Genomic DNA, 13,601 nt, shown 5'->3' on the forward strand with positions numbered 1-13,601 from the left:
GTGGCTTGTTAGTTGGCGTTGGCAGCCGGTATTGGCACGAGATCAGGAATTGCGTGCTTTCGCGCTGCTTCCAACATGGGGACGGAGTTCTTCAGGTGCCATTCGATCTCGGTGAGGTAGCTGGCTTCATCACGCGTCCGGATAGAGTCCTGTAGACGGCGGTGCTGTTCGAGAACGGTTTCCCTGCGTCCGTGAATGTGTCGGAACTGGCGGATGCACAGCAGGGTTTCGGCCGCCAGGGTTGAGAACATTCTTTCCAGCCGGGGGCTGCCGGTAGCCTGCACGATGGTTTGGTGGAACTTGACGTCCTCGGCGGCCACGTCCTGCCACCTGTCCTCCTCCAAAGCATTGTGCATGCTTTCAAGGACCGTGTTCAGTTTGGCGGCCAGCTCAGCAGTATCTTCCTGGAGGACGAGGCGGCCGGCCTCCAGTTCGATCGCCATGCGCGCCTTGTAGATGTCCTCGATGTCCGCCGGCCCAAGGTCCACAACGGAGGTGCCGTAGTTGCGTGTGCAGAGGAGGAGTCCTTCCTGCACAAGCCGCTGGACGGCTTCGCGGAGCGGTCCCCGGCTGATGTTCAGATGGGCGGCGAGTTGTACTTCATTGATGTTTGAGGAGGGCGCGAATGTCCCGTCGAGGATCCGCTCACGCAGATACTCAGCGATGAGGTCCGCGGTGACTTTTGACTGGAACTCCACTATTTGAGGTGCCACGTGCAGTGCCCGTCCTCTCATGCCTTCGGTCGCCGTCGACGTCTTTTTGATAACAGTAAGGACAAAACTGTAAACAGTCAACAATTTGCAACGCGCCAAGTCAGAGTGGATTCAGGTCTCCAGCGGGGCATCCCCCCGCTTTGCGCCGGAATCCCGGCACAGCTGAATCACGCGCTACCGCCACCACGCTTCGATCGGCAGACCAGGCCGTGTATCACGGCCCAGACATGCCTAGGCGGTGATCGTGCCGGTGCGGACGTAGCCTTCTAAAGGCAGCTGCATAGCTGCTGATAGCGTTGGGATTCCCGGAAGAAATGGATCCCGAAGTAAATATGGTGCGGAATAGGGCAATAGTCTCTTCCCTGAAACAGCTTCAAGACCTGAGAGAGGGCGTCCCCAGCCTGCTCCGCCGAACGGCAAGCGCGAGCGGTCGGCTTGTCCCGCGTCGAGTGTTTCTGCTTACCTGGGTGCTGCCTCTAGGCGCGGTACTGGCGATCCTGGCACTATATGTAGCGGGCGAGCAACGCATTTACTTCTACGACCCCCGCGGCTACCAGGAAGTGGCAATAGGCGCTTCCGAAGCCCTTCGCCGTGGGCCGCACGACCTATACACCTGGCTGAGGGTGCAATCGCTCACCGAGTATCCGCCGTACTGGTCATTGCCGCTGGCGGTGTTGCCGCCCGGAGTTCTCAACCTCCGCGTGCCTTACGAGATCGGCATGGGCCTGCTCGGCTTGCTCCCATTGACTGTGTTCACGGCCAAGATCGCCTGCCGAACTCTGGGACTGCGGGTTACGCCCTGGATGGTGTTGGTGGCCGGCCTGAATCCCCTGGCGTTCCTCGTGTGTGTGCAGGGTGTGCCCGACCTGATCGGGATGTCTTTGATTCTTGCCGCGATCTGGATACTCATGTCCCGTCCGATGCACCGGTCCACTCTTTTCTGGGCGCTGGTGGTCGGGGCAGGGGCATTGCTGGTGAAAAAGAACTTCCTTTTCGATCTTGCGGCCGTCGTGGCGTGTTATCTCATTGCCTATGCGATCTCTGCCGTCCGATACCGGCGGCCGCCGGAACGATGGCGAATCCTGCTCAAGGAGATGCTGAGCCTGCGGGTGCTGTTTGCTGTGGGCGCAGTAATTGCCGGCACAGCAGTGCTCACCCCGGGGACCCTTTCGTCCATCTTCGCGCGCGACAACTCGCTCTTCTACATCAGCTATCAGACCACCTTGACGGATGCGCTGACCAGTAACCTGTCCTATGCCGGGGGCTTTGTGGCGCTCGTCCTTGCCCTCGCTGCCGTAGTGGCGCTTACGGTGGTCATTGCCCGCAGGACATCGCTTTCGGTCACACGCAACGCTGTGTTTGTGGCCGCATTCCTGACCGTGTCCGAGGTGCTGTGGGCGCTCGTCCAGAAGCAGGCCGGAATCATCCACCAAGTGCATGTGTGGCCGCTGCTAATGGCGCTTGGCTTCGCAGGGCTAGTGCGGATTGTGCCCCGAATACGACTGGCTGTCCGGAAGGGGGTCGCGCTGGCCATCGCGGTGGCGCTCTTCGCGTTTATGTATGCACCGGCCCCGGCTCTGACGGGGCTGCGCCATACGGCGGCGCAGCTGCCGGCAGGTTTGTACCCGAACGCCACTGCGCCATTCGTTCAGACGAATCTCGACAACCTCATCGAGGTGGCCCATACCGTCCGGGCCCTGTCTGAAACCGATGGGCCGGTCCTCGTGCCGATCGCATCCACTGCGTTCAATTCAAGCCTGCTGTTCCAGACGTACGTTCAACAGGCCGGATTTCCGATCCCCGACATCTACCAGCTCCCTCAGGTGGACCTGCGGGATGCGCAGCCATGGTCCGGGCTTATTGGCGATGAAGGACGTACCGTGCTCGTCTCCAAGCAATGGCTTCCCGACCTGCCTGAGGGACACCGAAACCTGCAAGCAGTCAACGAGTTCCTGGATTCGCCTGCGGCTCAGCAGTGGATCAAATCGTCGCAACCCCTCGACGCCGGAGTTCCCGGGCAATTGGCAGACCTCCACGTCGTCCACCTTGTAATCCCGGAATCCGATGCCCTCGCCTTCGCCGCGGCAATCAGGCCCTACCTGCCGGCAAATGAGGTCCAGGGGCTGCCCGGTGCGGTTGCACTACTCACTGACCAGGACCGCCGGACCGAAGGGCCAAGTGCGAAGACACTGGCGGCATGGTCCACCCGGGCGGGAACGCAGCCCGCTCCGACACGATTGCTGATTGACGCCACCGCGGCGCACTCGATCAGTCTCGGCACGGAAAGTGCCGGCTGCGATGGCCTGAAGTACGAGTGGACTGCCCTCGGGCCAGACACTGCGGGCTCTCCGGTCGCGGCATCGGACGTTGGCGAAGGCATGTTGCAGCCGGGTGCTGTGGAGACCCTCCCAATCCCGGCTTCTGAAGCTGGCGGTGCGCCTTGGAGCCATGTGCTGACGCTTGGCACCCAAGGCAACACTCCGGCGGACTGCCAAGTGACCGTCCGCGTGCAAAACTGACGCGGATATGCGCCTAAGGAACTTGCCCCTAAGAGATTGCCCTAAAACAGCAGCGTTGTCAGAGGGGGCGGATGTTCTCTGCCTGGGGGCCCTTCGGCCCCTGGGTTACGTCGAATTCGACTTTCTGGTTCTCCTCAAGTGACCGGTAGCCGCTGCTGGCAATAGCTGAGTAGTGGGCGAATACGTCCGGGGACCCGTCGTCGGGGGCAATGAAGCCAAAACCCTTTTCGGAGTTGAACCACTTAACTGTTCCTGTAGCCATGTCTGTTTCCTTAACTTCACATCTGTCTCTGCCGACACCAGCGGGGCAACGGCTGCGGATACCCTGCCCTTCCCTAAACATACCGGGAAGGGCAGGGAGTACAAGGTCAGGGGCGTGTGGTTTGCTCTGTTTTTTGAGAAGGGCATCACATGCGGAGCCCAGGCTGTAGAAGCCGCGGCGCAGTTCTTTCGCGGAAAGAGGGATCCGAGCTGATGTACTTCTTGATGACTGAAACCGGGGGACCGTTTTGAAGATTGGTCCGAGGCGGCGCTCCTACCCCACATATCAGTTCAGGGATCCGAACGGCACGTTGTTCGCCGAAGAGTCCGAGCAACGTGCTGGGACCTTAGGCCCAGGCAGCGAGGGCCTTCTGAACCGATGGCTATTCGGGTGCGGAAACTTCTGAGGGGACAGCGGCAGTGGGCACTTTGTCCTGGGGGCAGAGCTGGTTCACGAGCGATGTGAGTCGGACGGGCCGGAACGGTTTCATCAGGTATCCCGCGGCGCCTGTTGCCATTCCTGCGTACTGATCACTCATTTCTTGGCCGCGACGTCGAGTCCGTTGATATCGGGCACGTCCCTCTTGAAGCCATGGACCCTCCCCCTGCAGTGTGTTAGGTGTTTACCAGCCAGGTGCAGATCATTCGTTAGGCGAGGGTGCTGAACTTCTCGGCCAGGGACTTGCTGCCCTGCACGATGATTTGATCGTCGTCGTAAAGAACCGTCTGGGCTGTTGTGTGCCCCCAGGTTCCGCCTGGCCGTTTCACCGCAACAATGGTGATGCCGTATTGGTCCCTGAGGCCAAGAACTCCAAGTGGCCTGTTGCGTGCCACGGAGGGCGGGCTTGTGCGGATCATAACGAAGTCATCCTCGAACTCGACGTAATCGAGTATGGAGCCGCGGACCAGGTGGGCCACCCGCTTGCCCATGTCATGCTCGGGCCGGATGACGTGCTCCACGCCCAGCTGGCCCAGGATTTCGGCATGTGGTTCGCTGATGGCCTTGGCCCAGATCTGGGGGCCCTTGAAGGTGAGCAGGCGTGATGTGGTCAGGATGCTGGCCTCGATGTCCGTGCCGATGCCCACTACGGCACGGTCAAACTCGTGCACGGAGAGTTGGCGGAGCACTTCTTCTTTGGTGGAGTCGGCCCGGACCACATGGGTTAGCCGTCCGTTGAAGGATTGGACGATTTCCTCGTTGGCATCGATGCCCAGGACCTCGGTTCCCTGTGCTTCGAGTTCAAGCGCCAGCGCGCCGCCGAAACGGCCCAGCCCAATAACGACTACTGAATCCGCCTGAGCCAGCCGCTCGGGGGGACGGGTGAAGATGTTCTTAGCCAATGAGGGGCCTTTCCTTCGGGTATTCGTAGAGTACCGGCCGCTCTCGAACGGCCAGCGCTACTCCGAGAGTTACGGGTCCGAGGCGTCCGACAAACATAAGCAGGATTAGTACGATCTGGGCCACGGGAGGCATCGATGCAGTGATGCCGGTGGACAGCCCCACCGTGCCGAAGGCAGAGACAACCTCAAACAGGATCCGCTCCATGCCGAAATCAGTGATGAGCATGAGGAGCATTGTGGAGCCAACCACCAGCGCGATAGCCAGCAGAACCACGGAGATTGCCTGCCGATGAACCGCCCGCGAAAGCCGTTTTCCAAAGATGTTGACCGCAGTGTTGCCGCGCAGCTCGGTGGTGAGGATAAAGAACAGGACGGCGAAGGTGGTGATCTTCAGGCCGCCCGCAGTACCCGCAGGGCCGCCGCCGATGAACATCAGGATGTCCATACCCATCCACGACACAGGATGCATCTGGGCGATATCGACGCTGTTGAACCCCGCCGTGCGTGTGATGACGGACTGGAAGAAACCGGCAAGGACCCTTTCCCCCGGCTGCATGGGACCCAGCGTTGCGGGATTGTCCCATTCGACGGCGGTCAGGAAGGCTGTACCTGCAACCAGGAGGACCGCTGTTCCGGACAGGACGAGCTTTGTGTTCATGCTCCAGTGAATGGGCCTGTGGTACTGGCGGCGCAGCTCAAAAAGTACGGGGAATCCGAGGCCTCCGATGATGACGGCCGCAGCGATCGGCAGACAGATCCAGGGGTCGGTGGCGAAGCTGATCAGATTGTCCGAATAGAGGGCGAACCCGGCGTTGTTGAACGAGGATATGGAATGAAAAGCGCCATGCCACAGTGCCTCGCCCGCCGAGTAGCCATATCCGTTCATGAACCGAAGCATCAGGATGAGGGTCAGGGCCGCCTCAGTGATGAGGCTGATGGCAAGGACCCCGAGGATAACGCGGCGCACGTCACCGGGGCCTCCGGACTTGGTTTCGGTTGCAGCAAGCAGCCTGGACCGCAGTCCCAGCCTGCGGGCCATGAGCACCCCCAGCAGGGCACCGAACGACATCACGCCGAACCCGCCGAGCTGAATCAGCACGAGAATGACCGTCTGCCCGAAGACCGACCAAAAAACCGGCGTGTCCACCGTGATGAGGCCTGTTACGCAAACGGAGGAAGTGGAGGTGAACAGGGCTTCCAGAAAGGTGGCCCCGCCGGGTCCTTCCTTGGCTGCGGGAAGCATCAGTAAACCTGTGCCGACCGCAATCGCGCCGGCAAATCCCAGCACCACCACCTGGGTCGGATGCCTGGGTGCAAACACCCTTGAGAAGTCCCTGAAACGGCTTCTGGCCCTCAAAGCTGCACGGAAGGACCCTCCGCCTAGAGCGCCAAGGCTTCGCTTTGTGGCGGAAAGAAGGCGCATAGCGGACACGCTACCACCCGCTGAACGCAACTTCGCATCGCAGCAGAGTCCTGCTCCGCCGAGGGAAAGAACGATGCTGAGGCAACACACTTTGTTACCCCATACTGCGATGAATTGAGCAATGTTGCGTCGCGAGTCCATGGGTGTCGCACGGCATTGAGAAGCAGCAAACCGAATGATTGATTGGGGGCATATTGCCACCGATCCCGATTGGACAGGTTCCATGATGACACGCTTGGCCCACAGGATCTGGAGTCAGTGCCGGGAAGAGCTCGATCTCTTCCTCGACCAAGTCCACGCGCTTTCCAGGCAGGAGATCGGGACCGGTGGCCTGGACTGTGCCGCAACAGCGATGTGGCGACGGCGGTCCCTCACCAGCCCTGATGTATCCGTTGACGTAGTCGGATTCGTCGCTCGCACGTCCGGCAATGGAACGAGCGGGTTGGGCGTTTCCGTTGCCCTGCGCTTCCACCGCGATGGCAGCATCTCGCAGCATCACTGGGAGGAAGCCCACGCCTGGGCCGAGGCCGTTGCAGGCGGCTCATGGATGGCAGCCGAGTTCGTCGAGTCCGTGGAAACACCGGAAGGCGTGGTGTTCCACTATTCCTTGATCGAGGACCAGATTCCCTATTATTCGTGGACGCCCCCTGAGGCACACTGACTTCCCCTGAATCGCCCTGAGCGAGGGCAGAGGACGGGAAGACGGCAGCAATAAGGCAGATCCGGCGGATGGTTACCACCGGATCTGCCTTATTGCTGTCTGGAAATGCTTCGACGCGCGAACGCGTTCAGGTCATTCCTTGCCGAGTCCTGCAGACGAAGTCTTTTCTCCTGTGACGCCGTTCAGGGTGGTGAGGTCAAAGATTCCGTTGATTTCGGCCTGCTTCGTGGTGCCTGCTTCCACACCGTCCTGGAGCAGCTTCTTGTAAGTCCCGGCCAGGGGGTCCACTGTGAAGTCGATGTTCTGCAGGGAGCGGTCAATAACATTCTGGGGCAGCGCCTTCCCCGCCACCTTTTCCAGCGCTGCATTCAACTTGGCAGCTTTTTCGGGGACGGGGGTGTCGTTGAGCCACTTCACCGACTGCACATGGCCCTTGAGGAGGGCCTCGACCGTTTCAGGATGCTCGGCAGCAAATTTCTTGTTCACGATCAGGATCGTTGTGGGAAATTCGCCTGGCTTAGCGGACAGTGAGCCGTCCCAAAGGTCCTTTTCATCAACCAAAACTTTTGCCCCGGCGTCGAGCACCAATCGTGACGCCCAGGGTTCCGGCAACCACGCGCCGTCGAGCTTTCCGTCGAGGAAGAGCTTCAGCGTCTGGGCATTTTCGGTGGGGTTGATGGCCACGTCGCCGCCGCCGTCGGGATTGGTCTTGAAGCCCTGTTGGGCAAGCCACGAGCGCAACGCAACATCCTGCGTCCCACCCAGTTGCGGTGACGCGAGCGTCTTGCCCTTCAGATCGGCAGGCGACTTGATATCCGGCTTGACCACCAACTGCGCACCACCGGAAGCGGCACCTGCAATGATGCTGATCGATTCTCCATCGCTCTTCACGAAGGAGTTGATGGCGGGATTGGGGCCGATGTACGTCGCATCGATGGCGCCGGCATTGAGCGCCTCCACGGCAGCAGGGCCGGCATTGAATACCTGGGTGCTGAGCTTGGTGGAGCCAAGGTTCTCCTGGATGAAGCCCTGGTTGACCCCCAAAAGCGCCGGAGCGTGGGTGATGTTGCCAAAGTAGCCGAGCCTTAGCTCGTCAGCGTGACCTGAACCCACTGAGCTCGCGGCCGGCTGGGGGGTGCCGGCCGCCGTCGTGGCGACGGCGGCTCCGGCACCGGCCAGGGCAAGCAATCCGACAGTGACAGCGACTTTGAACCGAAGCGAACGCTTGGGGGTGCGAGGCTCGTCTGCGGAGATCCGGGTGGATCCTGGGTCATTCTCAGGGGTAGACATGGTGTTCCTTCGATCATGCGGCTGGATGTTGGAACGAGATTACGTAGGGCCGCAGACCGCTGACAAAGGTGCAGGTCTTGGACGTTCACCCGAAGTCTTGGACCTTCACTGAAGGTCTCGAAGGTTCATCGAAAGACCCAATCCGTCAAAAAATGTTGGCTGTCTCTTTAACTGTTTTCACTACTGCAGGGAGCAGGCGGTCGTTCCGGCCCCAGATGGGGTCGAGCAACTCGACGTACCAGGATTCAGCCAGCAGAAGTGCCAGGGCGTCGTTGCTTTCCTCCGCCCAGTCACTCATCTGTCCAGCCTCAATGGGGCTCTCACTGGTGCCCAGGACGGTGACCACTTCGCCGTCGATGACGGTGACGGGTATAGCGGAGCGGCTCATCTCGCCGGGGGAATGGACGACGGCGATGAGTTCCGTATGTGTCGAAAGCTGAAGCAAGCGCCGCGCAGCTTCCGGAGAACAGAAGCCTGTTACGTACTGACGTTGCGCCTGACCGGTATCCAGCAGGAGGCCCGGCTGGGATTCCTTGGTGAAGAATCCGCTGCGGTTGAGCTCCGCCAACCCGGCAGCTATGGACCGGGTTTCCTCATCCATCTGCGGAGAAAACGTTCCGGCCTGGTAGCGGCTGTTGCCTTCAAGCCATCGGGCGGTGAGCTCCCCGGCGGCGGCGAGAGTTGTGGCTTGGCGCCATACTTCGCGGTCCCGCAGGAGCCTTCCGTGACTGTCCAGTTCAGTGGTGAATCGGGAATCATTCATTATTCGACCCTAGAGCGAATGGGCTTTAAGTTGCACTTGGCTTGACGAACCGCGTTATCCTGCTCCATTTAGTGCAGCATTTGGCCACATGCCGACACGCCGTTTCGGCGTCCTCGCTAAGGATTTTGCAGCTGGGCATTCTCGGACGCGTGTACAGCTACCCATTGGACCAGCGGAATCAACAGGCGGCTGAGTTCGGTGCCGCTGTCGGTCAGGCTGTACTCCACGAAGGGCGGGACAACAGGCCGGGCGTCGCGGCGGATCACACCGTCGGCTTCGAGGGTGCGGAGGGTCTGTGCCAGCATTTTTTCGCTGATTCCGCCCACCATCCGCGACAGCTCACTCCACCGGAGGGTCCCTTCTGACAGTGCCAGAATGACCAGGGTTCCCCACTTGTTGGTGACGTGGGTAAGCAGAGTCCTCGACGGGCACTGCTCCGCAAACACATTGTCCGCAAAGCCTTCAATAACACTTTCGGTGCCTGGGGCGGCCAGGATGTTCCGTAACTGGTTGAGGGGCATAAAAGGAGCTTACCAAAAAGTGCGTACAGGCGTTTTGGAATGTACCGGAAATGCCCGAGGTTGTTAGGTGTGATCGAGCGGTTGGATCGCTTGAAAGAGACCCCTATCTAAAGGAAGACGTACCCATGGCAATCGTTATCACCGGCGCTACCGGACAACTCGGAAAACTCGTTATCGACAGCCTGCTGGACCTGGGCATAGCTCCGGAGGAGCTTGTAGCCGCCGGCCGGGACCAGGAAAAACTGGCCGCCTACTACGAAGCGAAGGGCGTCAGAACAGCCCGGATCGATTTCAATGAGCCGGAATCTTTGGGTGCAGCTTTGCAGACTGGCGACAGGGTTCTCCTGGTCTCCAGTAGCGAGGTGGGAAAGCGAGTAGAGCAGCACATCAACGTTATCAATGCCGCCCGGAAGGCCGGCGTCGACCAGCTCGTCTACACGAGCGCACCGAAGGCCGACACAACAACGCTCATCCTGGCGCCCGAGCACAAGGCCACGGAAGAAGCGCTCATTGCGTCTGGTCTTCCCTACACGATCCTTCGCAACGGCTGGTACTCCGAGAACTATGCAGCTGCCTTGGAGCAGGCCCGCCATACCGGAAAGGTTGTGGCGAGTGCCGGCGACGGGAAAGTGGCCAGTGCGGCCCGCTCGGATTTCGCTGCCGCCGCGGCTGCCGTCCTCACGACCGACGGGCACCACAACGCTGTTTACGAGTTGACGGGTGATGTCGCCTGGGATTTCGAAGAGCTTGCCGAAGCCATCGGCACCGTCCTGGGCCGTGAGGTGACTTACGAGGCTGTGGATCCCGCCCAGCACCTGGCAATCCTCACGGCTGCAGGGCTGGACGAACAGACGGCCGGCTTCCTCGTGGCACTCGACGGAAACATCCGCGACGGCGAGCTGGCATCCGTCACAGGCGACTTGTCCCGGCTGACGGGACGTCCGACCGTTCCGCTGACGGAGGCACTCGGCCGCCTGGCCTGATCCCTCGGCTCGGGGTCCTCCCTGTGCCCCAGGCAGAGCAAAGCCCGAGCTGGCATGACGCGCATACGGTCCGAGGACACGTAAATATGGGTGACCCTGGACCGTTTGCGCGTCCCAGACCGTTTGCGTAGCTGGTGCGCGGGCGAGCCTCGAGAACGCAGGCACACCCCTTGACGGGAACTGCGGCACCGTAGATGATTGAGCGCGGCGTTGTTAACGCTCACAATTCAATTTCACGGTCTAAGAGAAAGCAGGACAAGGATGTCCGGTTCAGCGCTTTATTCAACGTACTTTCCGCCCGGTACACAGTTGGTTCAGCCGGCATCAGCCCGTATCTGTGTCAGTGTCACATCCTGATGGCCATGAAGCGACTGCTCCGGCTCGCGGCTGCCTCCGCAGCCACTGCCCTCGTTTTTGGCCTTGCGGCCCTTCCCTTCACCCCGCCAGCGCAAAGTGTGGGTGAGCCCACCTTTACCAACGCGCTCTTCACCGAGGCCGATCCCACCGTTGAGTATTACAACGGGAACTACTACGCCGCAGCCACCACCTGGTCCGGCGTCGTGACCATGCGGAAGGCGCCTACTTTGGCGAATCTCAAAACGGCCACCCCCGTCGTCGTCTATTCCGATACGGCCACAGGCCGGTCATCGAACATGTGGGCGCCGGAACTGCAGAGGCTGCAGGGGCCCAACGGTTGGCGCTGGTACCTGATGTACACCATGGGCACGCCGGGGAACTTCGACAACCAGCACCTGCACGTGCTCGAAAGCTCAGGCGACGACCCGCTGGGGCCCTACTCCTATAAAGGTCAGCCCGTCCCTACCACCGCATGGAACATCGACGGGGCGTACCTGCAGCTGAATGGCGAGCTGTTCGCAGTCTGGTCGCAATTTGCCCCCGCTCCGGACGGCCGCCAAAGCAATTACATTGCACGCATGTCCAACCCCTGGACAGTGTCCGGGCCTGCACAAATCCTGTCCCAACCCACCTTGAGCTGGGAGACCGCGGGAGGCGCAGTCAACGAGGGCCCCATCCCGTTGCAGCGCGACGGAAAGACCTTCATCGTCTACTCAGCCAGCGGCTGCTGGACCCCCGACTACAAACTTGGCATGCTCACCTATAACGGCGGCGACCCCGTCCTTGCAGCCTCCTGGACAAAGGGAGCCGATCCGATTTTCAGCAAAGCCAACGGCGTTTTCGGACCAGGCCATAACGACTTCTTCACATCCCCTGACGGTACGCAGGTGTGGAACGCCTACCACGGCAACGATTCATCAGGAGACGGCTGCGGCACGACCCGCTCTACGCGGGCACAGCCCGTTTCCTGGGGTGCTGACGGAAGTCCCCTGCTGGGGCAGCCGGTTTCCACCTCAACCGAACTCAGCGTTCCCAGCGGAGAAAGAGGACCCATCACGACGCCGGTGAACGGCGCCGCGTATGAGCTCGTCAACCGCAACAGTGGCCTGTGCGCCACTGCCAGCGGCGGTTCCGGCGGGGACGGTGCCGGCCTGGTGCAGACAACCTGTACCGGCAATCCTGCAAGCAGCTGGAAGCTGGATTCCACGGCGGATGGTTACTACCGGCTGGTGGGCGCATCCAGCAATAAATCTCTGGATGCTGCCAACTGCGGCACCCTCGACGGAACCCAGGTGCGGCAATGGTCTTGGCTGGCCAACGCCTGCCAGGAGTGGCGACCCGCTTTCGCCGTCGACGGCTACTCGTCGCTGACAAACCGCAACAGCGGGAAGGTCCTTGACGCCGCGGGCTGTTCCGTCGCCTCCGGATCCAAGGTCCAGCTGTGGGCCTCGCTGGGCAACGCCTGCCAGCAGTGGGCACTAAGGCCTGTCGGCAACGTAGGGATCGTGTCCGCGGCGAGCGGTAAGTCCTTTGATATTCCCGGTTGCTCCACGGCAAGCGGAGCGTTGCTGCAGCAATGGGAGTGGTCTGGCAGCCCTTGCCAGCGGTGGAGCTTCTCGCAGGCAGCAGGCGGGTACGTCCAGATCCATCCCCAGTCCGCGCCGAGCCTCTGCCTGGGCGTTTCAGCGTCCAGCACGGCCGATGAAGCAGGTGTGGCCCAGACTGCCTGCACAGAAAACGGAACCAGATGGCGCATCGATCACCGGCAGGACGGCACTATCAACTTCGTCGCTGCCCACAGTGGGAAGCTGCTTGACCTGGCTGGCTGCGGCCTGGCCAACGGAACCCGCATAAACCAGTGGTCCAACTTGAACAACACCTGCCAGCAATTTCGGGTGACCCCGTAAGCGACGCTCCACGGAACTGAGGTAGCAGCAGAACACCGAGAGGTCGGGGCGCAGCGTAAGTGCTCCCCGACCTTTCGCCTTGCAGGCGGACCCTGTCAGCAGAGGCTACTTATCCTGTTACAACCGGTGCGCGGCTGACCCCTGGGGACGATTGTCGATCCTTACAATGGCTAGTGTGCGCGATACGGAGCTAGGAGGGGTTGCAGTCAGGGCGGTAGCTCTGCAGGCGCCCAGTGCTTCAGAATTGACGCTGCTCGACGACTTAGAACATCGGCGCGCCAGGCGTTTTGTTAACCCTTCGGATGCTTCTGCCTTCCTGGCCGGGAGGCTGGCCTTGAGATTCTTCGCTGCTGAACTGGCAGGCGTTTCTCCCGAGACATTGGTGGCAGACTTCCAATGCCCGCGTTGCGGCGGCGAAACAGCGGATCATGGCAGGCCGGGGTACCTCCTCAGGGGCGGGGATCCAGGCCCTCTTTTGAGTTTGAGCCGCACAAGCGGGTGGGTGCTTCTGGCCGGCGCCGTTGGCGGCGGATCCCTGGGCGGGGTTGGGGTGGATGCGGAAAAGATCGGCAGGACAGCATTCCCTGGCTTTGACGCACTTGTCCTGACTTCACACGAACTCAGCGGCCTCACATCGGGAACGACAGCCGAGGGGCATCGCCAGCGGGCACGGCTCTGGGCGCGGAAGGAAGCCTTCGTCAAGGCCATCGGCGAAGGGCTGGAACGGGACCCTGCATCATGTGACGTAACCGGGGACCGGCTTGAGGGGGTTTCACTGGCTGATCTGGATCCCGAGCGGCTGGGGCTTCCCTCCGGAATCGTCGCAGCTTTGGCAACTCTTGCTGGCCGGCCCTGATCGATT

Annotated in this window: 13 protein-coding genes; 5 read left to right on the top strand and 8 right to left on the bottom strand. The window is 61.1% G+C overall.

From position 1 onward, the window contains the following. Positions 1 to 8 precede the first annotated feature (8 nt). On the bottom strand, positions 9 to 713 hold the full coding sequence (locus tag M1D88_RS01585) for a GntR family transcriptional regulator (RefSeq protein ID WP_458112878.1): 705 nt from the start codon (positions 711 to 713) through the stop codon (positions 9 to 11). Between the two features lie 449 nt (positions 714 to 1,162). On the opposite strand from M1D88_RS01585, the gene M1D88_RS01590 reads away from it, so the two are divergent. Next, complete coding sequence (locus M1D88_RS01590; RefSeq protein ID WP_458112879.1) at positions 1,163 to 3,232, top strand: hypothetical protein; 2,070 nt, start codon at positions 1,163 to 1,165, stop codon at positions 3,230 to 3,232. A 58-nt stretch (positions 3,233 to 3,290) separates the two neighbouring features. Here M1D88_RS01590 and M1D88_RS01595 read toward each other — a convergent pair whose 3' ends face one another. The 4 genes from M1D88_RS01595 to M1D88_RS01610 form a co-directional block, all read right to left on the bottom strand. Continuing rightward, on the bottom strand, positions 3,291 to 3,494 hold the full coding sequence (locus M1D88_RS01595; RefSeq protein ID WP_247043898.1) for a cold-shock protein: 204 nt from the start codon (positions 3,492 to 3,494) through the stop codon (positions 3,291 to 3,293). 382 nt (positions 3,495 to 3,876) lie between these two features. Further along, positions 3,877 to 4,032 (bottom strand): hypothetical protein, encoded by a 156-nt coding sequence (locus tag M1D88_RS01600; RefSeq protein ID WP_458112880.1) that lies wholly within the window; start codon positions 4,030 to 4,032, stop codon positions 3,877 to 3,879. A 109-nt stretch (positions 4,033 to 4,141) separates the two neighbouring features. After that, positions 4,142 to 4,834, bottom strand: coding sequence for a potassium channel family protein (locus M1D88_RS01605; protein WP_458112881.1), 693 nt, complete (start codon positions 4,832 to 4,834; stop codon positions 4,142 to 4,144). Next, the gene (locus M1D88_RS01610) at positions 4,827 to 6,257 is read right to left on the bottom strand and encodes a TrkH family potassium uptake protein (RefSeq protein ID WP_458112882.1); all 1,431 of its coding nucleotides are present in this window, start codon (positions 6,255 to 6,257) and stop codon (positions 4,827 to 4,829) included. Before M1D88_RS01610 ends, M1D88_RS01605 begins: the two co-directional genes overlap by 8 nt. A 223-nt stretch (positions 6,258 to 6,480) precedes the next feature. Between M1D88_RS01610 and M1D88_RS01615 the strand changes: the two genes are divergently transcribed. Beyond that, positions 6,481 to 6,918 (top strand): hypothetical protein, encoded by a 438-nt coding sequence (locus tag M1D88_RS01615; RefSeq protein ID WP_458112883.1) that lies wholly within the window; start codon positions 6,481 to 6,483, stop codon positions 6,916 to 6,918. Between the two features lie 132 nt (positions 6,919 to 7,050). On the opposite strand, the gene M1D88_RS01620 is transcribed toward M1D88_RS01615, so the two are convergent. The 3 genes from M1D88_RS01620 to M1D88_RS01630 form a co-directional block, all read right to left on the bottom strand. Continuing rightward, positions 7,051 to 8,208 (bottom strand): ABC transporter substrate-binding protein, encoded by a 1,158-nt coding sequence (locus M1D88_RS01620; protein ID WP_458112884.1) that lies wholly within the window; start codon positions 8,206 to 8,208, stop codon positions 7,051 to 7,053. Between the two features lie 145 nt (positions 8,209 to 8,353). Next, positions 8,354 to 8,971: a DUF6919 domain-containing protein gene (locus M1D88_RS01625; protein ID WP_458112885.1), complete on the bottom strand. Its 618-nt coding sequence runs from the start codon at positions 8,969 to 8,971 to the stop codon at positions 8,354 to 8,356. 116 nt (positions 8,972 to 9,087) lie between these two features. After that, on the bottom strand, positions 9,088 to 9,492 hold the full coding sequence (locus tag M1D88_RS01630; protein WP_458112886.1) for a winged helix-turn-helix transcriptional regulator: 405 nt from the start codon (positions 9,490 to 9,492) through the stop codon (positions 9,088 to 9,090). Positions 9,493 to 9,617: 125 nt separating this feature from the next. Between M1D88_RS01630 and M1D88_RS01635 the strand changes: the two genes are divergently transcribed. From M1D88_RS01635 to M1D88_RS01645, 3 genes are all read left to right on the top strand, one after another. Next, positions 9,618 to 10,475 (top strand): SDR family oxidoreductase, encoded by an 858-nt coding sequence (locus M1D88_RS01635; RefSeq protein WP_458112887.1) that lies wholly within the window; start codon positions 9,618 to 9,620, stop codon positions 10,473 to 10,475. Positions 10,476 to 10,831: 356 nt separating this feature from the next. Then, complete coding sequence (locus M1D88_RS01640; RefSeq protein WP_458112888.1) at positions 10,832 to 12,739, top strand: RICIN domain-containing protein; 1,908 nt, start codon at positions 10,832 to 10,834, stop codon at positions 12,737 to 12,739. 481 nt (positions 12,740 to 13,220) lie between these two features. Further along, positions 13,221 to 13,595: a 4'-phosphopantetheinyl transferase superfamily protein gene (locus M1D88_RS01645; RefSeq protein WP_458112889.1), complete on the top strand. Its 375-nt coding sequence runs from the start codon at positions 13,221 to 13,223 to the stop codon at positions 13,593 to 13,595. The last annotated feature ends 6 nt before the right edge of the window (positions 13,596 to 13,601 follow it).

This window comes from Arthrobacter sp. R1-13 (assembly GCF_054161475.1).